Annotated in this window: 10 protein-coding genes; 5 read left to right on the forward strand and 5 right to left on the reverse strand. The window is 42.6% G+C overall.

Annotated features, from left to right (window positions below):
- Positions 1-121 precede the first annotated feature (121 nt).
- Positions 122-856 (reverse strand): calcium-binding protein, encoded by a 735-nt coding sequence (locus tag JGK11_RS20730; RefSeq protein WP_293181713.1) that lies wholly within the window; start codon positions 854-856, stop codon positions 122-124.
- A gap of 283 nt (positions 857-1139) precedes the next feature.
- Between JGK11_RS20730 and JGK11_RS20735 the strand changes: the two genes are divergently transcribed.
- Positions 1140-2495 (forward strand): AAA-like domain-containing protein, encoded by a 1356-nt coding sequence (locus JGK11_RS20735; RefSeq protein WP_293212672.1) that lies wholly within the window; start codon positions 1140-1142, stop codon positions 2493-2495.
- 50 nt (positions 2496-2545) lie between these two features.
- Here JGK11_RS20735 and JGK11_RS20740 read toward each other — a convergent pair whose 3' ends face one another.
- Complete coding sequence (locus JGK11_RS20740; protein WP_293196939.1) at positions 2546-3046, reverse strand: hypothetical protein; 501 nt, start codon at positions 3044-3046, stop codon at positions 2546-2548.
- Between the two features lie 251 nt (positions 3047-3297).
- Positions 3298-4116, reverse strand: coding sequence for a hypothetical protein (locus tag JGK11_RS20745; RefSeq protein ID WP_293190862.1), 819 nt, complete (start codon positions 4114-4116; stop codon positions 3298-3300).
- Between the two features lie 291 nt (positions 4117-4407).
- On the opposite strand from JGK11_RS20745, the gene JGK11_RS20750 reads away from it, so the two are divergent.
- Positions 4408-8064, forward strand: a complete 3657-nt coding sequence (locus JGK11_RS20750) for an AAA-like domain-containing protein (protein WP_293212674.1) — start codon at positions 4408-4410, stop codon at positions 8062-8064.
- A 161-nt stretch (positions 8065-8225) separates the two neighbouring features.
- On the opposite strand, the gene JGK11_RS20755 is transcribed toward JGK11_RS20750, so the two are convergent.
- Together JGK11_RS20755 and JGK11_RS20760 are read right to left on the reverse strand one after the other, a co-directional pair.
- Complete coding sequence (locus JGK11_RS20755) at positions 8226-13730, reverse strand: ATP-binding sensor histidine kinase (RefSeq protein WP_293212676.1); 5505 nt, start codon at positions 13728-13730, stop codon at positions 8226-8228.
- A 226-nt stretch (positions 13731-13956) separates the two neighbouring features.
- On the reverse strand, positions 13957-16350 hold the full coding sequence (locus tag JGK11_RS20760; protein WP_293212678.1) for a GAF domain-containing protein: 2394 nt from the start codon (positions 16348-16350) through the stop codon (positions 13957-13959).
- 706 nt (positions 16351-17056) lie between these two features.
- Here JGK11_RS20760 and JGK11_RS20765 point away from each other — a divergent pair.
- The 3 genes from JGK11_RS20765 (at position 17057) to JGK11_RS20775 (ending at position 19853) form a co-directional block, all read left to right on the forward strand.
- The gene (locus JGK11_RS20765; RefSeq protein WP_293181720.1) at positions 17057-17836 is read left to right on the forward strand and encodes a calcium-binding protein; all 780 of its coding nucleotides are present in this window, start codon (positions 17057-17059) and stop codon (positions 17834-17836) included.
- A gap of 215 nt (positions 17837-18051) precedes the next feature.
- On the forward strand, positions 18052-18657 hold the full coding sequence (locus JGK11_RS20770) for a Uma2 family endonuclease (RefSeq protein ID WP_293212680.1): 606 nt from the start codon (positions 18052-18054) through the stop codon (positions 18655-18657).
- 164 nt (positions 18658-18821) lie between these two features.
- On the forward strand, positions 18822-19853 hold the full coding sequence (locus tag JGK11_RS20775) for a trypsin-like peptidase domain-containing protein (RefSeq protein WP_293212682.1): 1032 nt from the start codon (positions 18822-18824) through the stop codon (positions 19851-19853).
- The last annotated feature ends 49 nt before the right edge of the window (positions 19854-19902 follow it).

Raw genomic sequence — 19902 nt, forward strand, 5'->3', positions numbered from 1 at the left:
AGTGGCAAATGTGTCTGGTAGGGGCGAAGCATGACCGCAGTAAATATCAGATCATAACTAATAACTTATATGCGGTCATGCTTCTTCAGGCTTCAAAAACCAGATGCACCCAAGCTTAAGACTATTGAGGGATTGGAGGCGCGGACAAGAATACTTGATTCGGGTTAACATTAGTTAAGTTTGTCTCTAAAACAACACCAATCAAATTGTCCTTGTAGAAGATACCAGTATCTTGAACCTTGTTATTGCTCCAATCGCCAGCTTTCAGCGAATAGCCGTCTGCTAGATTGCCTTTAATTTGGATTTTATCAGTACCTAACGTAAAATCCGTAATCGTAGCGTAGCCAGTGCCGAGATAGTAAACATTATTAACATTACCGAGTACAAATGTGTCCGCACCCGCGCCGCCGGCGAGAGAATCGGATTCACTACCTGCGCCGATACCGTTACCAGCACCCGAAAAATTAGCACCGTCAAGGTAATCGTTACCGTCGCCGCCGATTAGATAATCTTTGCCGCTTCCTCCGAATAGATAATCGTTGTGAAGGCCGCCAGACAGTGTATCTTTGCCACTACCTCCATACAGGAAATCCTCGCCAGCTTCGCCGTATAATTTATCATTACCCGCGCCGCCATCTAGCTTATCCCCCCCGAAGCCACCGTAGAGGATGTCATCTCCGCCGCGACCTGACAAGATATCATCGCCTTTATAGCCGTAGATTATATCATTTGAAATCTGAATTTGACCTTGACCGTCGATTGTCCAATCATCTCCCACTAACGATTTATGGAGTTGACCGTCGCCGTTGACAGTGTTGTTGTCGTCGTAGTCAGTACCTTTGATAAGTGAGGACATTTTTGTTGCTCCTTGTGGTTTTCCAATTAGTGCAAGAATGAGAAAGACTCAACTAACTGGCTTGATGTATTTAGTTTCTCCTCTCGTCAAAGAACCGACAATGGGAATAAAATCAGGTGTTTAAATAAACACAAATATGGCCGGCACCACTGATTTACAGTAAAAACCAAAGTTAATCAGTTAAAATAGGGAAAAGTCAGGGTGATTTCCCGATAGAGGAACAACTCCTCTCTTGCCATAGTCTGCATACTTACGTGTATATTTAATTACCCGTGTCCAGCCCATGAAATCAGAATTAGAATTCTCTTGGAACAAAACCAAAGAATCTGCCGATCGCATTTTTGCCCAAAACACCGGCAAATATCTCAGCGACATCGAAATGAAAGTCCTGCAAGGTTCTTGGGAAGGCAAAAGTTACGATGAAATCGCCACAACTTACGGCTATAGTGCTGAATACCTCAACAAAGATGTCGGCAATAAATTGTGGCATAAGCTTTCCGAAGCTTTGGGAGAAAAAATTACCAAGAAAAATTTCAAAGAAGCTCTAAGAAGAGCTTATGAAGCAGAATGTAGTCAATCTATTCAGACAAATCCACCTTTACAAACATTACCAACTGCGGTAAATTTGCAGTTTCCCGAAGGTTCAGTAGCCTTAGATTCACCTTTTTATATAAAACGTTCCACCATCGAATCACTCTGCGACGAAACAGTTGTCAAACCCGGTTCTCTGATTCGGATTAAAGCCCCGGAAATGATGGGTAAAACTTCACTGATGAACCGCATCTTAGCTCATGCAAAACTGGAAAACTATCACGCAGTTTATTTAGACTTGAGTGCAGCAGACCGAGGAATATTAACAAATCTTGATAAGTTTCTGCGCTGGTTGTGTTTGATGGTCAGCCGACAGTTAAAATTAGAAAACAAATTAAACGAATATTGGGATACGGATATCTTAGGTAGCAACGATAACTGCACAGTTTACTTTGAAGAGTATTTGCTAGCAGAAATAGAAACTCCCCTAGTGTTGGGATTGGATGAAGTCGATCGCCTATTTGGCTACACTGAAGTAGTGGAAGACTTTCTGGGGATGCTGCGAAGCTGGCACGAAAAAGCCAAGATTTCGGATATCTGGCAAAAACTGCGGTTGGTAATGGCGCATTCTACCGAAGTTTATATTCCTTTGGACATGAATCAATCTCCGTTTAATGCGGGGGTTCCCGTGGAGTTGCAGGAGTTTGACAGCCAGAAAATTCACGATTTAGCGCGGTTGCACGGCTTGGATTGGGATGAAGGGCAGTTGGGAGAGTTGATTTGTGCGATCGGCGGACATCCTTATTTAGTCAGATTGGCAATGTATGAGATTAGCTGTGGCAACATTACCTTAACCCAGCTATTAAAAAATGCTGCTTCAGAATCAGGAATCTACAGCAATCATTTACGCAAGCATTTGGAAATCCTGCAACACAATCCCGAATTAGCTTTAGCTTTGAAAAAAGTTGTGAATTCTGCCGAACCAGTTGAATTAGATTCCATGCAAATTTACAAATTGCACAGTATGGGAATTGTGCGGCGGCAAAACAATTATGTCCTGCCGCGTTGCAATTTGTACCGCGAGTATTTCTGCCGTGTTTTAGGTTAAAGAAAACACGCTCACCTTTCGGTGAGACGTAGGGCTTCTCGCGAGTTAAGCTAAATCTTTTTCAAAGTGAGCTTAGTCAATGTATTACCAACCTTTTCGCAAGAAAGCTTGGTATTGTTTTGAAGTTTGCATTTGAAAAACCAACTAGGTTTTTTGTTTTCTTGCTTGAATTCCAAAGTTGCATTATTAGGACTCAAAGAAGCAACTACTGCACCACTTTCAAAAGGAGTATTATTTTCTCCTATAAATTTCCATGTTCCTTGCTGGTTTGCTCCCTGTTTGATAACCATTTCAACAGAAGTTACTACATCATCACCTTGAGAATAAAGACTCCCTTTCCAGTTACCGACAATCGAAGATGGGGAAGTAATTATTTCATTAATTTGAAGGTGATTAACCTGTTGTGATTTTAAGGGGTTGGCAAAAACTTGAGAAGTGTTACCTAAAATTGCCATTGTGGAACAAAAAGATACTGCCATCAAGGTGGCAAGGATTATGGATGTTACAGGCCGTACAACTGAGAGGCTTTGGTTTTGAATGTTGTTATCCATGATGATTCTCCAAGTAATGTTGTTCGGTAATAAAATTAGGTATTAGAGCGTATTAGATGCGGAGATAAACACCTGATTTAGGTTAAGTTTGGTAATATTTTGGTCTTGCATAACACCAATCAAATCACCCTTGTAGAAGATTGCCGTGTCTTGGACATTGCTACCTTATTTTCCCGATCGCTCTTCGAGGCAGAGACTCTGGATATCGGTTCCCAGACAGAACCTGCGAACCAGTTACCCTACAGATAAAATTAGACGAAGGAGAGGGTTAAATCCGCAGCCATGTTATCTGAAACCACGGCAATCATGTCACCTTGATAAAAGATTTTCGTGTCTTTGGTTGACTGATTTCCATAACCGTAGTTGCCAGACGTAAATTCGTAATCTTGCTTTTTACCCAGCATCAAAATTGCATCTCCATCTGCTTTCTTAAAGTCCCAAATAATCGCATAAGCAGTCTCGCCCAGACCATCTAAGTAAGGAAGTTTAGGGTCTGGCCCCCCGTTCATAACTAGCGAGAATTGATCGGCTCCCGAACCACCAATTAAGGTATCGACTTCATAAGAATCATATTTTCCTTGATCGTTGGTGTGACCAACGAGAATGTCATTCCCACTATTGCCTTCCAACCAATCGGAACCGCGACCGCCATAAAGCTGATCTTTACCACTACCGCCAAACAGGAAGTCGTCACCATCAAGACCTTTGAGTGTATCTGCACCGCGACCACCAAAGATGGCATCACTAACCTGATTGTCATCATTTCCTACTAGGTAATCATTTCCTGGTGTTCCATTTATGTTGTCATTGGGTAAGCCACCTATTTTATCGATGCTACCAAACAAGCTGTTAGTAAAGTGACGGTCAGAGGCGATTACTTCACGTGTTTCTAGCATTAAATTATCATCGGGGTCTGTCCGAGGAACATCGGTCAAGTCTTCAATAAAACGGGGTTTGTTAGGCTTAGGTTCGCCATCGGGGTCTGTCCAGGGAACATCGGTCAAGTCTTCAATTAAACCGAATGTAGCGGTAGAAATGTTAGCATCGGCGATCGTTCTAAGGGCTGTCATGGGAGTAGTTCCTATTTTTGACTATTGTTTAAGTTTGCGGAAGCAATCGGCGTTTGTATTTTGTTTGCTGCACCTTTTGCTTCCTGTTATCAGTTTGTTGCTAAAAATCCTGAACCGCAATGGTGATATAATCAGGTGTTATAGGAACTGATAAATAGCTTTCGGTTGTGAATTTATAGGAAAAAATCAGGTACAGCCCGATCGCAAATCAGTAAAAGTCAGGTTTTTTGCTAAATCTCTACATAGTCAAGTTTGCGATCGTACAATCAAAGCTAGATTTGGGTACAAGCAATGACCAGAGAATTTCCAGTTAGTTATGAATATCAGATTGGCGGGAGTCTCCCAGCAGATGCGTCGTGTTACGTCACGCGCCAAGCAGACTTGGACTTTTACGAATGCTTGAAAGTTGGTGAGTTTTGTTATGTTTTGAACTCGCGCCAAATGGGTAAATCTAGTTTGCGGGTGCGGGCGATGCGAAGGCTGCAAGCGGTCGGTACTGTTTGTGCTTTTATCGATTTAACTGGGATTGGTAAGGAAGATGTAACTCCCGAAAAATGGTATGCGGGAATGATCAATTCTTTGGTCAGTAGCTGTCAGTTAGGTGATAAAATTAATTGGCGCAATTGGTGGCGAGAACGCCGGGATTTGTTATCGCCACTCCAGCGGTTTAGTTTGTTTATTGAAGAAGTGGTTTTAGTTGAGATAGAACAAAATATAGTTATTTTCATTGACGAGATCGATCGAGTGTTAAGCATGAATTTTTCGGCAGATGAGTTTTTTGCTCTAATTCGCTGGTTTTACAATCAAAGAGTTGACAATCCTCTATACAGTAGGTTGACTTTTGCGCTGTTGGGAGTGGCGACTCCTTCGGACTTGATTGCGGATAAAACTCAAACTCCTTTTAATATTGGTAAGGCGATAAATTTAGGCGGTTTTAAAATTGATGAAGTGCAGCCTTTGATTGATGGTTGGCAGGGGCGGATTGAAAATCCTGAAAGCGTTATTGCTGAGATATTAAATTGGACGGGCGGACAACCTTTTCTGACGCAAAAGCTGTGTAAGTTGGTGTTGGAGGAATCAGCATTGGGTAATTCGCGATCGGTTGAACAGGTGGTGCAGTTGCGGATTGTGGATAATTGGGAATCCCAGGATGAACCCGAACATTTGAAGACAATTCGCGATCGCATTCTGAGAAATCAGCAAAAAGCCGGACAGTTATTGGGGCTTTACCAGCAAGTTTTGGAATCGGCTAACCCCCCCCAACCCCCCCTTGCTAAGGGGGGGCTAAATACCGCTATATCTCCCCTAGGAATGGGTGAGCTAAATTCTGTTCTTGCTCCCCCCCTTACCAAGGGGGGGCTGGGGGGGGTTATTACCGATGGCAGTCCCGAACAAACCGAATTGCGACTGTCAGGTTTAGTGGTGCAACAGCAGGGAAGATTAAAAGTTTACAACCGAATTTATGCCGAAGTTTTCAATCTGGAATGGGTGGAAAAACAGTTAGGCAAGCTGCGGCCTTATGCGGAAAGTTTTAATGCTTGGGCTGCTGCTAATTTTGAGGATAATTCGCGGCTGCTGCGGGGAAATGCGCTGCAAGAGGCTCTGGAATGGTCGATCGATAAAAATTTGAGTTATCTCGATTACCGCTTTTTAGCAACATCTCAAGATTTGGAAAAACGAGAATTTAAATTAGCTTTAGCCATTCAAGAAGAAGAAGGTCAGATATTAGCAAAGGCGAATGATACTTTAGTTTCAGCTCAACAACAAGCAAAAGTAAAATTAACTCAAGCCCAGCGGAGGGCTACCCGGATTATGGCTATCGGTTCTATAGTTCTGGCAGTTTCTATCATCACAGCAATCTCGATCCAATTACAAGTAAAAAAAGCCCAACAGGAACTAGCAGAACAACAAGTAGTGCTACAAACTTCATTCTCTAAAGTAGCTTTAGTTTCCGATCCTTTTGCAGCACTGCTGACAGCATTACAAGCAGCACAAAAGATGAAAAAATTAGAACCATCAGCTACCAAAGATACACAGATGCAGGTAATGAGAACCCTGCAACAAGCAATATATCATGTCAGAGAACGCGATCGCGCGATCGGTCATCGTGGCGCTATCAGAAGCGTAACTTTCAGTCCCGATAGCAAAATTTTTGCTTCTGCTAGCGAGGATGGTACGGTAAAACTGTGGAATGCCAAACCAGCGACATTGATATCAACCCTGACAGGACATACTGGTAGAGTTACGAGTGTGAGTTTTCATCCTAATGGCAAGATTTTGGCTTCTGGCAGTGAAGATGGTACGGTCAAGTTGTGGGATGTAACGCGCAGCACTTTAATTAAAACTATTAAGGCTCATCATAGCTGGGTAAGAACTGTTAGTTTTAGTCCTGATGGTCAAATTCTCGCTTCCTGTAGTTCCGCTGGTTTTATTAATTTGTGGAAAACAGCCGACGCTACATTATTAAAAACTCTGAAAGGACATACCAATATCGTTACTCATATTAGTTTTAGTCCCGATGGTAAAACTCTCGCTTCTGCAAGTTTCGATACAACCGTGAGGCTGTGGAATATTGGCGATGGAACTATCATAAATACTCTGAAAGATCATAAAAGTAATACCAGAAGTGTCAGTTTTAGTCCCGATGGTAAAACCTTAGCTTCTACCGATCAAGAAGGCCTAGTCAAACTGTGGAATGTATCCGATGGAACTTTGCTACAAAACCTCCCAACTCATCGCAGGGCTGTCTGGAGTGCGATTTTTAGTCCTGATGGCAAAACTCTAGCTACTATTAGTTCCGATAGTACCGTAAAGTTGTGGAATTTAGATGATATAAACGACAATAGAATTGAACCGCAACTTCTCAAAGGACATCGCGGGAGAATTGAGAGTATCGGTTTTAGTCCAGATGGCAAAACTCTGGTTTCTGGAAGTTTTGATAGTGCAATCAAGCTGTGGAATTTAGAGGTTAGGGAACCGCAAACTATTAAAGGAAATAGCACTAATGTTCAAGCTGTAAGTTTTAGTCCCGATGGTAATACGTTGGCTTCCGGTAGCGACGATTTTAAAATAAAGCTGTGGAATAGCAAAAATGGTACTTTACTCAAAACTCTTAACGGTCATCAAGGTCGGGTGTTAAGTGTTAGTTTTAGTCCCAATGGTAATATGTTAGCTTCCGGCGGTGATGACAAAACAGTAAAGTTGTGGAATGTGCAAGATGGTAGATTGCTAAAAACTCTCAACGGCCATCGTGCTTGGGTAAGGAGAGTTCGCTTTAGTCCAGATGGGAATACCGTTGTTTCTGGTAGTTCTGATAGTACAGTAAAACTTTGGAATGTCGCAGATGGTAGGTTGCTGCAAACCTTTAAAGAACCTCGCAGTATTGTCACCGATTTAAGTTTTAGTCCAGATGGAAAAGCTCTAGCTGTGGCTTGTTCTGACGGTGATATAATGCTATTAAATTTAAAAACAGCTACTTTGATGCAGGCTTTTCCAGCCCATAGTGGTTGGGCAAATACCATTAGTTTTAGTCCCAATGGTAAAATTTTAGCTTCTGCTGGTTCGGACAGTATCGTCAAACTATGGAATGCCGAAAATGGCAGCTTATTGTTCACTCTCAAAGGACATTTATCGGGTGTAACTAATATCAGTTTCAGTCCTGATGGCAAGATTTTAGCTTCATCTAGTGAGGAGGGTACTGTGAGGCTGTGGAATATAGAAAATGGTATGGAAATTTCCACGTTAGAAGGGCATCTCGGTAGCGTTAATAGCGTTATGTTTAGTCTCGATGGTAAAACACTGGCTTCTGCTGGGCTTGACAATACTATCAAGTTGTGGAACTTAGAACTTGATTTAGATCGTTCTATTAGTCAAGGTTGCTTGTGGTTGGAAGATTACTTTGCTTCCTATCCTGAAGAGGCGATAAAATTTAGCCAAATCTGTAAATAAATAATTTATGGCTGAGCGATTATATTGCCAATTATCCTGAAGAAAGGGCGATCGCAGATTTGTGCTGTTCAAAAAATGCCATAAATTATCACATAATTCAGGGCTTGTAGATACTGTCTTGACCTTGTATCTTAAAAGAGTGAGGGCGATCGCACCGACAATCAGTCGATCGGCACTTCGATCGCAAATTCCGTACCTGCGCCCAACACAGATTCGCAAGTCAGCTTACCACCGTGGGTTTCCTCCACAATTTGGCGGCTGATAGACAGCCCCAAACCCGTACCCTTCCCGACTCCCTTCGTAGTAAACAAATGGTCAAATATTTTCGCCCTCACATCCGGCGACATCCCTCCCCCGTTATCTTTGATGCGAATCACCACGCTGTTGTTATCCGGCGAGACATGGGTGATAATGGCGATCGTATTAGGTACAGCCTCAACAGAAGCATAACTGCGACCCCGATTGAATTCGTCAAAACAGTCGATCGCATTTGCCAACAAATTCATAAACACCTGATTCAACTGTCCCAAATAACACTTAACTTTCGGAATATTTCCATACTCCTTAACCACTTGAATCAGCGGGCGGCCTGGATTAGCTTTCAAGCGATGCTGTAAAATCATTAAAGTGCTGTCAATTCCTTCATGGATATCCGCCGACACTTTTTGGCGGGTGTCCCCACGGGAGAACGTGCGGAGAGATGTGCTAATATTGCGAATGCGATCGCACCCAACTTTCATCGACCCCAACATTTTCGGCAAATCTTCTATAAGATACTCCAAATCAATATCCTCAGCATCCTGTGCAATTTTTGAGCTAGGATCGAGAACTTCTTCCTGATACAGTCGCAAGTGGCTAATTAAATCGCCCACAGCCGCAGTAGCTTCGGTAATATTCCCCGAAATAAAACCGACTGGATTGTTAATTTCGTGAGCGACACCAGCAACTAAATTGCCCAAAGAAGACATTTTTTCACCTTGAATTAATTGCAATTGCGCTTGTTGCAGTTCCGCAAAAGACTTTTCTAACTGTTGGGATTTTTCTTGCTCGCGCGCGTACAAACGAGCATTCTCGATCGCAATAGCGACTTGACTAACTAAAACCTTTAAAACTTCCACCCTGTCTGCGGTAAAAGCTGCTGCCGCTAACTTATTTTCCAGATAAATAATCCCTTGCAACTGGGATTGATAAATAACTGGCAAACACAGGATTGATTTAATTTCAAATTCTCGAATGTACGCATCCGCATTAAAAGGTGCAGTAACAGTCGCATCATCCAATACCAGAGGCTTTTGAGTGCGAAAAACATAGTTTATAGCAGAAACAGGCAAATCTTGACTATTTTCAAATGGTATAGATCGTAAAACTGTAGCCTGGGTATCAGTAGAATTTCCTACAGCTTCGATGTAGAGTTTATTATCTTTTAGCAGCAGCAGCGCAACTTTTTGAGCCGCCGCATTTTCTAAAATGATTGTGATTAATTTTGTCAGCAAGTTGTCCAGGACAATTTCACTGTTAATGGCTTGCGAAGACTTAATAAAAGTAGCCACGTCTAAAAAATCGCCTAAACTGTTGCTGGTAGTGCTTCCAGTATTAGTGCGCGTGACATCGATGGGTCGAGTTTCTGTTGCGCGCGTTTGTGCTACTAAGAAAGGATGTCTTGATTCCAAGTGTTTAACTTTCGCTAGAGCTCCCCAGCGGATATAGCCGTAATAAGCCTTAGTCAGATATGCTTGAGAAATTATCTGTTTTCCCAGAAATTGATAGAATTCTCCGGCTAATTCATAGGCTAATGCTTCCTCTTGAATATAACCATTTTTGGCAGCTCCAGCAATTGCGCGATCGTACAAATCCATTGCTTGCGTATCATACCCCAATACCCGCGCTTTCTCCGCTGCTACCAAGTCATATTTGTGTTGATAATTCATTGGAGCATCAACAGCCCATTTTTTCATTTTATTTTGGTTTTGTACCAATTTATTTAAATATAGCTTTTGCCCCTCTTTGTCAGATTGGGAATACAAAGCTAGGAGACTGAGAGAGTAGTAAAAATTATTCAAGGAAACTAGATAAAATCCAGAAACTGATTCTTCATATTTCTCAAATAACCTTGAATTTTCTGAAGCTTGTGCATAATTGCCGAAGAAGAAATTAATCATAGATTTGGCATTACAAATAAAACAAACTAAAAAAAAGTTTTTAGTTTCAATTGCAGCCGTAACAATTTGGTCTTCATTAAACTTCTTATCTACCAAGTTACATGATTCTACAGATTGACCACGCAAAATTATGGCTGTATATCTCAATATACTAATACATTGTGAAGAGCCTTCTTGTTTAAGTTTCTGCATTAATTTTAGATACTTACTTATTTCCTCTTCAACCAGTTCGAGAGGCTCTCCCATCCACAGTTTATAAGTACAATATCCATTGACAGAATAACCAACATACGGTAAATCTCCAGTTTCGATTGCAGCCTTAAACCCTTCCATCATATAACTCAAGGCTAACTTGATATCTACTTTACGGTGTTGAATTGAACAAGTAAGTATTAGATAAACTCTACTTTTGATAGAATCAGATGGAAATCTATCTAAAAGCCTAATTGCCAATTGACCAAATTGGTATCCTAAACTAATGTCTCCTATTCCACACAAAATTGCACCATAAAAAACGTAAGCGACACTAGCATAAGGCGAATTTCCATATTTAATGGACAGCTTAACCATCATAAATACTAACAATGGTAATAGTCTGGGCTTGACCGCCATCGCGGTACCCAGAATCCCTGATAAAATTCGCATGGTTGCTTGTTTTTTAGAATCTGTCATTTCTGGCAAATTAGCTAAATCCTCAATTCCTTTCAACCCCAATCTCAGTTTTGTATTAATCAATTCCACCAAGATATTCAATAATTTGGGATTTTGAGGAAAATAAATCCCTAACAATTTTAGGACTTCCAGCCCTGTATTTACTGCTTCACTAACTCTATTTTGAACAGTATAAGACTGAATTTGCAGCTCATAAACATTGAGTTTGTCCAGTAAAGTTTTAGCCCGACTTAGAATAACATCAACTAATTCTTTTGAGATTGAATAGTTCGTATTTAAGTATTCAGCTCCCGCTGTTGATTCATAAATTGCTAACGTTAATTGATACTGACTGTCCCAACTCTCCTCTGGCAATAATCCCATCGCCACCCGCAAATACCTCACAGCAGCTTCATAAGCATTCGCTGATTTTGCTTTGCGTCCCGCAGTTAAATTTAATTCGGCTAACTGCGTCTTTTCTGCTGGCTGGCTAATTGTGTCAATTCCCACATTCAACTGATTGACAATATCAAAGATGTTTTCTTCTAGCTTTTCGGGTGGAGTATTCTGTAACAGTAATTCGCCAATTTTTAAATGAGTGGATTGCTTTTGATTTTCGGGAATGAGAGAATAGGCGGCTTGCTGGACGCGATCGTGCAAAAATTTGTAACTAACCCGCGAAGTATCTAATTTGAGGTCGATCGATTCAGCGCGATCGAAAACCAAAGGAATGCGATAAGCATCGCTCAACGGCAGAATCAACCCTGCTTGCAAAGCTGAATAAAGTTCAGTAGCTGTAACATTCACTGACTCTTCGCTGACAAGTGACAGTACATCTAGAGCAAATTTATCGCCCACGCAAGCTGCTAATTTTAACACTTCTTGCGTGGCTGCGGGCAACTTTTCAATGCGAGAAGCTACGAGTTCGACGACACTTTTATCGGTGATTCCAATCGCTTGAATTTCATCAATACTCCAATCCCAGCCTCCTTTACCTGCTAGATAATCGAACTCGAATTTTAAAAAGTTTTCTTGATAAAGTGCTTGTAACAGTTGCGTTAAAAAAAAAGGATTTCCTCCCGTTTTATTGCAGATTAATTCGGCTAAATCGTTGGCTTTTTCTGTGAAATTGCTAAGGGTTTCAAAGACTAATTCCGTTACATTTTCTAACTCTAGCGGTTGCAATACAATATTGTTGACAACCGTACCCGTTTTTTCAATCTCTTCTACTGTCTGAATTAACGGGTGAGTCGGACTAACTTCATTGTCTCGATAAGCACCGATTAGCAACAAATATTGCTGGTCGGGGTCAGTTATCAGTGTTTGCATTAACTTTAATGTAGCTGAATCTGACCACTGCAAATCGTCTAAAAAGATAACTAGCGGGTGTTCTTTTTGGGCGAAGACGCGAATAAATTCTTTGAATACGCGATTGAAGCGATTCTGCGATTCTACAGGGGAGAGTTCTGCTACTTCTGGCTGTTTACCGATAATCAATTCAACTTCCGGAATTACATCGGAAATTACTTTGCCGTTAGTTTCCAAAGCTGTTAAAATTTTAGTGCGCCATGTTTCTATAGCAGCAGTGCTTTCTGTGAGCAATTGGCGCAGCAGCGAGTTGAATGCTTGAATTAATGATGCGTAGGGAATGTTACGTTTGAATTGGTCGAATTTGCCGCTGATGAAGTAACCTTTTGAGCGAGTTATTGGTTTGCTAACTTCGTTGACGACTGCTGATTTGCCGATGCCAGAATAACCGGATACTAGCATTAGTTCGCTTTGGGAACGGGCGGGTTTTTCTGTATTTTGGTTGGGTGGTAAAGATTGGGGCGAAAGGGTTTCGGCGTTGGGGGGGGCGGGTTTTTCTGTATTTTGGTTGGGTGGCAAAGATTCGGGCGAACCCGCCCCTACACGTTCAAAGGCTGCTAATAGTTCGTTGACTTGGTTTTCTCTACCGTATAATTTTTGGGGTATCAACAATTGGCTGAGAATATCTAAGCGTCCGGGGATAAAATCGATTATTTCTCCTGTTGCTTCTAACTGATGCAAACAATTTTCTAAGTCTGCCAATAATCCGGCTGCACTTTGATATCTATCTTCGGCATTTTTTGACATCAATTTCATCACTATTCCTGAGATTGATGTGGGGATTTCCGAATTGATTTGAGCGGCCGAAATTGCTTGAGTTGCGATGTGGCTGTAAACTATTTCTAAAGGGTCTTTACTCGGAAATGGCAGTTCACCTGTCAGCATTTCATACAAGGTAATTCCGAGTGAATAAAAGTCGGTGCGGTAGTCGAGGGTGCGGTTCATTCTCCCGGTTTGTTCGGGAGACATATAAGCTAATGTGCCTTCGACGGAGTTGGGATTGTTAAATTGTGGGTTTTCTTTGTTTAGTTTTGTCGCAATCCCGAAGTCGGTGAGTTTAACTTGTTTTGTTTGGGAGTTGATAATGATGTTGCTGGGTTTGATGTCTTTGTGAATAATCTGATTTTGGTGCAGGTATTCTAAGGCTTTGACGATTTGGATGGCGATGTTTAAAGTTGCTAGCAAACTCAGCCTTGCTTTTTCGAGTAGTTGTCCGAGAGACTCGCCGCCAAAGTCCTCTAAAACTATGCCTAATCGGTGGTTAAAGGTTTTGAGACTGATGGCTTTGACGATTTGTTTGCTATCTAAATTTTGGCGGATTTGATATTCGTGTTTGAGGCGGGTAATGGCTTCGAGTGTGGGATATTCGGCTTTGAGAACTTTAAGAATTGTTGCGGACTCGTCGCTCGCTCTCTGTCCGTGATAAATAATTGTTTCGGCACCTTCGTGCAGAGTAGAATGTATTTGGTATTCTGAAAAAATTTGCATAGGTTTATTTTAAAAATTTATGGCATCTAATTTAGCCTAGACTAGCGCTAATTTAGGGGAAATTTATGTGATGCCGATCGCACTTTTTGACGCTACAAATCACAAGCAACGTACAAAAGCTTGATGAAAACCTTGCTGGGTCAGGCTTGCACTCATCAATAGACATTTTGTAGGGTGCGCCGCAGCGCACCTTACTCGTAGTAATTGCTGTTTAAATTAGCGATTTTCAATCTTGTACGACCGTAACTTCACTGATATGAACAATTGATTCGGGTTCCGGTAAAATACGGACGCGGGCAAATTTTAAACCGCTGACTCCTTGCAGTGATTCTACCATCCCTGTCTGCACTTTTGCTTCTACCCAACCTTCGCGAGACAAGTAGCGCAGGTATTGTTGGTACTCTTCCCATTCGTCTTCGGTTGAATAAACTACGGTTAGCATTCCTGATTGGGTAATTCGCTCTTGTGCGTCTTTGTCAACGGCTTTTTCGATGCGCTTTTTGACGAGTTCGTAGCGGATGTCGCGGGTGCCTTTGACATCAAACATTTTTTCGGTATTTTCATTATGAAAAATGTCGATGGTGGTATTTTGTACTAAGACTAAATGGGCTAGTTCCATGTTAATTTGAGACTCGGCTTGCAGGCGAAAAACTGTGCGACCGCAGTCGCAAATTGCTCGCAGTTGTTCGTACCGCAAACTGTGCAAATGAAATTGGCTGAATTTGGGATCGATCGCCTTTCCGACATATATCATGTGATCCATGCCGTCGGTGCATTCGATGTCGCAGTAGTGGGGGAGGATTTGCTGCATTTTTTCTTGCCAGCGAGTCCAGGTTTCTTGGAGTTTGGTGCTGATTAGGTTTAACATTTGATCGTAGCGGTTACGATCGCCATAAACGCAGTTGTGTTCGTTATCGCAGGCGGCTTGGTAAGCTTCAACTGCTGCCTGAACCGTGGGGCTACACTGCACAAAGTAGTCAAAATACACTTCTAAACGCTCGTTTAAATATTCGGCTGCTCGCACCTCCATATCGACTGTGACTTTTTCTTTTAAATGCTCGATGTAGTCGAGCAAGTCGAGCCGCAGTTGCTCGCCGAGGTGGGTAGTTTGTGTTTTACAAACGGCATCGGCTATGGCTAAACCCAAGCGGAATTGTTCGAGCAAATCTGTTTGAATGGCTCGGTTTCTTTCGTCGCTGGAACCGCGGATGTCGGAAATTCCGTAGAGGGGATGAACGTCTGCAAATACGATCGTCTCTTGGGGCAGTCCCCAACTTCGCCTTTCTGCTTCTTGGGCGAAGCGCCACTCGACTGCGGGATGAATGTTGTGAATGTGGGTAAACCGCTGCTGGATGGCTTGCCGCAGGGCTGCAATGAAGGCGGGAATGAGTTCTTGGGCGTGTTGGGCGTCAATGTTGTTGAAGTGGTTGGGGCGATCGCACAACAGCCCCACAACGCCCAAAATCCGCAGCCCGCAGCCCTCGCGGGTGACTGATTTGACTACCAGGGGCACCAGCAGCATCGATTGAGCGCCCATTTTCCGCAAAGTTCGCTCGCACTCGGTGCGGCACTCCCGGCGCAAGTCTGGGACGTTCCAAACTTGATTTGCTGCGGTAGCCTTGAAAAAGTGAGAAGTTTCTAGGGACTCCATTGAATAAGCAACCGGCTGCAAATGATGGCCGTCTTTAGCAACTAATAGCTGTACCTGTTCGCCGTCGGGGCGCAAAAGCAAAGTGCCGTCAGCATTAAAGAGCGATCGCAAATAGCGATCGATTCTCTCAAATTTGTCAGGGCGCAGCATGGAATCGCGATCGATCAATAACTGAGTCAGGCGGCGAATTTGCTCCTGTACCGTGACATCAAAACCTTCTAGCAGCAGCAAACCTTCGATGCGGTAATTATCTAAATTTAGTCGATCGGCTAAACTTCCCAATTGATTAGGCTGCATCAGCCAAGCTTCCCGTTCTGCAACAGGCATTAAATTTAAGGGAAGATCTGCAAATTCATCTTTTTTTGAATTAATCTGAGTAATTTTTAACTGTTCCGAACCCAGCCAAAATTCAATAAATCTAGATTCATCCTGTTGCGGATTTTTAATGCTCACCGTGACAGGTTCATCTAGCACCCGCAAACCATCGAGGCTTATTTCATAAAATTGCTTAAATACCCAGTGTAAAAGGTGGCGGCGGTACAATTGTTCTACTATTTTTGCATCACAATCCTCGAACAGTTCTAGCAAACAGATCCCAGTTTCTGTAAACCAACCGTTATGAGATTGAGTTACCAAAGGCGTTCCCTCCCAGCCCGCCAAGCGACAAAATGCCGCGTTAGCGTAACGCAGAGCAAAAGTTCCCGGTTCCATCACTGCGATTAAAACGCGGCGATCGCCCAGAAATTGAAACAGTCGCTCTAAATCTTGTTTCCAAGTTTTCAAGCGTTCAATTTCAGCAGATTGAGTCGGTACTTGAGCCGTCAAAGCTTCGAGTAGCTGTTCCACATCTGGTTCGTTGGGCAGATTCTCACTGTCTTGCTCTGTCGCAATGATATCTGGATCTGCCGTTGGCAGTGATTTTACGGAGTTGTTATTGTTTTGAGAGGAAGATGATTTAGGAGTAGGCATGAGGAAAACACCTGAAAGCAGTAGATTTTGTTAAACAATGTGAGCGATCGGCGATTTATGGATTTGTCAAGAACTTAGAGCCTGTTTGTAAAGTTTCTGTGTATGTATCCGAAACTAAGTATTTTCTCGGACGATATGTTCCTAAATTTTTACTTTTCTTCACAAACAAGCTCTGAGTCTTGACGTTATAAGTGATATTAACGTGTTTGCGACCTGGCTGGTAACACCCATTATAAGTGGTGTGCCGTAGTGGATAGTGTCAGCGACTAATGCTATAGCGGTTCTCAGAAATATCAGGTACGTTGTTGGGCTTGGGCCCTCTTTTATGTGGTTATAGAAGCCGTCAGCCATACCTCATCTTTTTGAGAAAGGCTATATTTGACTCACAGGCGAGATATATGGCAGCTTTCGGTTGAATGAAGAACAGGCCCGGTAATTGGAATTGGGCATTGATAATTGAATTGGTAATTTGTAATTGGCAAGTGGCAAGCAGGTTGCGAGCCACGAATTTAGCCAATCAAACGGGAGCATCTCAGTTTTGTAAAAAGCATTTTTTTTATAGTGCGAGCACTTCAAGAGCTCGCGTATTCTACAAATCGCGAGCGGGGACAGCACTATTAAAAGCAAAACCAATAAAGTTGCTATTGGGCAATGGAATAATTAAAATATATAATACAGGTAGGAACACTTTTGAAAGGACATATCTATGGCTTTAACGCTTAACAATCTCATCGGCGATTTCACCGGATTTCCTGTATTTTCTGGCGGCGGGCCGCGTCTTTTGGGATTCGCTACATCAGATGACATTGACGTAGAGAATGGAAATTTGTCGTCTTTTCCCTGGGGAGTTTGGGGACTAGACGGCAACGATACGATCGCAGGTTCGTCGGATTCCAACGAGCGCCTATTAGGGAATAATGGGGACGATATTATCGGTGGTGGCGGCGGAAATGACATCATTTACGGCGGTAAAGGTAACGATGGTGTGGATGGAAATGATGGCAACGACGTAGTTAGGGGCGACAGCGGCAACGACCTAATCTTTGGGGGGGCCGGGAACGATATCCTGCGGGGAGGGCAAGGAGACGACGATTTAGAGGGCAATGACGGCAACGATTTCTTGGCGGGCGATCGGGGAATTGACGTACTCACGGGAGGCCTTGGTGCTGACATATTTATCCTCAGAAGCAACGAACAGCCTGGAGTCAATGGAGCCGATGTCATTACCGATTTTAACTTTGACGAGGGCGATCGCATTGGTTTGACTGACGGTTTAACAGAATTAGACCTCATCTTCACTGACGACAATTTGATTGCTTACGACAATGACGGAATTATCAACGACATGGTGATTGAAAACGCAATAAATGGACAGATTGTGGGGATAGTTTTAAACACGAATAACTTTGAACTTATCGGTGCATTTGAACCGGCGAGTCCGTTTGCTCTGGCAGTTAACGGTTCTCAATTTCAGTTTTTGGCTTAGCTATTGATAATTCCAGGTAGGGAAACGGCACTGCCGTGTCCTAGTTCCAGGTAGGGAAACGGCACTGCCGTGTCCTAGTTTTGGGTAGGGAAACGGCACTGCCGTGTCCCTACAGATATCGCGGATTTGGCAAGATTGATATTAAAACAGTTCTCCATTTAGATAGTTTTTAAGCTAATCTAGAAGTAGGAAACTCAAACTCGGGGAAAGTATAAATGACCGCTACAATTCACCCCCCATTGACTGCACTCCCAGAACAGCGGTTGATTTTGCCGCTATCAATGACTTGGGAGCAGTTCAAAGCTCTCGATTCCTTGCTAGAGTACACTCGCAGTGTTCGCTTGTCTTACCTCGACGGATATGTAGAAATTATGACACTTTCGCCGGAACACGAAACCATTAAATGCCTGCTGGCATTGCTGCTAGGTCAATTCTTTTTAGAAAAAGATATGAGTTTTAGACCGACGGGTAGCGCTACACTCCAAGGGGAAACAAAAGGCAGCAGCAAGGAACCAGATTTATCTTACTACTTTGGCGAAGACCGGCGGAGGCGAGAAACACCCGATTTGGCGATCGAAGTTACTTTTACTAGCGGAACAATCAACAAACTGGAATACTACCGCAGATTTAACGTAGCGGAAGTTTGGTTTTGGGAAGACGGAGTGTTTTCGATTTACCAACTGAACTCGGAGGGTTACGAGCTAGTTTCTCGGAGTATGCTGTTGCCGGATTTGGATCTAGAATTGCTGGGGAGATGTCTGCAAATGTCGGAAGAAAAAGAAGCTTTGAAAGTGTTTCGGGACGCAGTGCGAGGCTGCTAACCTAGAATATCCACAAGTAAAATATGGCAAAATTACGAAATGTACGAAATGTCATAAAAATCGCGATCGCCTAAAAATTCCCTCCAGGCTTTCTGGTTTTAAAATATTAGATTTTCATCTATACTATTCGGAGTATAAAAAATCTTAGTCTTCAGCAATCATCTATGAATAGGGATTATTCGCGGTTTGATTCCCTCGCCAGCATCCTAGCAGGAACAGTAACGGTGGCAGGAATAGTCGTCTTTGCAGCAGCACCAGTTTTCGCAAAAACTCCCCAAGAAATTGCTAAAATTGCTGAATCAGTCACCCTTCAAATTAATGGAACAGATGGTCGTAGCGGGACGGGATTTATCATTGCCAAACAAGGCACGACTTACACGGTTTTGACAGCTAAGCACGTTGTTCCAAATAGTAAAGCTACCTATAAGATTCGCAGTTCTACGGGAAAAGAACATCAAGTAACCCGTGTTATACCATTACAAAAAACCGATAACGAACTGGATTTAGCAGTCGCAACATTTAACAGTACAGAAACTTATCGAGTTGTAACTTTAGGCGATTCCCTACAAGCAGAAAGCGGTACACAAATTTTTGTGATTGGCTATCCAAATAATAGATCGAGAAATCAGCCGAATCCTGAGTTTACACAGGGTTTTGTTACCAGTCGTTCTCCGACTCATAAGCGCGGTTATACCTTGCGTTATACTGCCATAACTCAAAAAGGAATGAGTGGAGGGCCTGTATTTGATGGGGAAGGGCGCGTAGTTGGGATTCATGGAGAAGGCGAACTAGATTTTTCGACAAATGATACAGGAGCATCTATAGATGCTATCTCCAAAACGGGATTTAATTCAGCAATTCCTATCAACACTTTTCTATCTAAATTATCCGAGGCTGGGTTAAATCGATCGGCTCTTTTAATCAATACAAGTCCCACCGCTAATGCGCCTCTGAAACTCAACAATCCCCAAGATGCTAAGACTTATTATGTTCGGGGTTTAACTCGGTTTGATAAGGGAGATGCGTCAGGGGCTGTTGCCGATTTTAGTAAAGCGATTCAAACTCAATCTGATTATGTAGAAGCTTATTTTTATCGAGCACTGGCTTATTTTGATTTGAGACAAATGCCAAAAAGTATCGCTGATTATATAGCGGTTCTCGGAAAGATGAGGTATCATGTTACTGACACTAACTGATGAGGGTCAAACAGAGAAGACACGATCGAATGAGCTATAATTACATGGT

The sequence above is a fragment of the Microcoleus sp. PH2017_34_RAT_O_A genome (assembly GCF_020737885.1).
In the GTDB taxonomy this organism is placed as follows: domain Bacteria; phylum Cyanobacteriota; class Cyanobacteriia; order Cyanobacteriales; family Microcoleaceae; genus Microcoleus.

Coding starts and splice junctions, on each gene's coding strand:
- JGK11_RS20730 (WP_293181713.1), bottom strand. CDS start 856: ATGTCCTCACTTATCAAAGGTACTGACTACGACGACAACAACACTGTC.
- JGK11_RS20735 (WP_293212672.1), top strand. CDS start 1,140: ATGAAATCAGAATTAGAATTCTCTTGGAACAAAACCAAAGAATCTGCC.
- JGK11_RS20740 (WP_293196939.1), bottom strand. CDS start 3,046: ATGGATAACAACATTCAAAACCAAAGCCTCTCAGTTGTACGGCCTGTA.
- JGK11_RS20745 (WP_293190862.1), bottom strand. CDS start 4,116: ATGACAGCCCTTAGAACGATCGCCGATGCTAACATTTCTACCGCTACA.
- JGK11_RS20750 (WP_293212674.1), top strand. CDS start 4,408: ATGACCAGAGAATTTCCAGTTAGTTATGAATATCAGATTGGCGGGAGT.
- JGK11_RS20755 (WP_293212676.1), bottom strand. CDS start 13,730: ATGCAAATTTTTTCAGAATACCAAATACATTCTACTCTGCACGAAGGT.
- JGK11_RS20760 (WP_293212678.1), bottom strand. CDS start 16,350: ATGCCTACTCCTAAATCATCTTCCTCTCAAAACAATAACAACTCCGTA.
- JGK11_RS20765 (WP_293181720.1), top strand. CDS start 17,057: ATGGCTTTAACGCTTAACAATCTCATCGGCGATTTCACCGGATTTCCT.
- JGK11_RS20770 (WP_293212680.1), top strand. CDS start 18,052: ATGACCGCTACAATTCACCCCCCATTGACTGCACTCCCAGAACAGCGG.
- JGK11_RS20775 (WP_293212682.1), top strand. CDS start 18,822: ATGAATAGGGATTATTCGCGGTTTGATTCCCTCGCCAGCATCCTAGCA.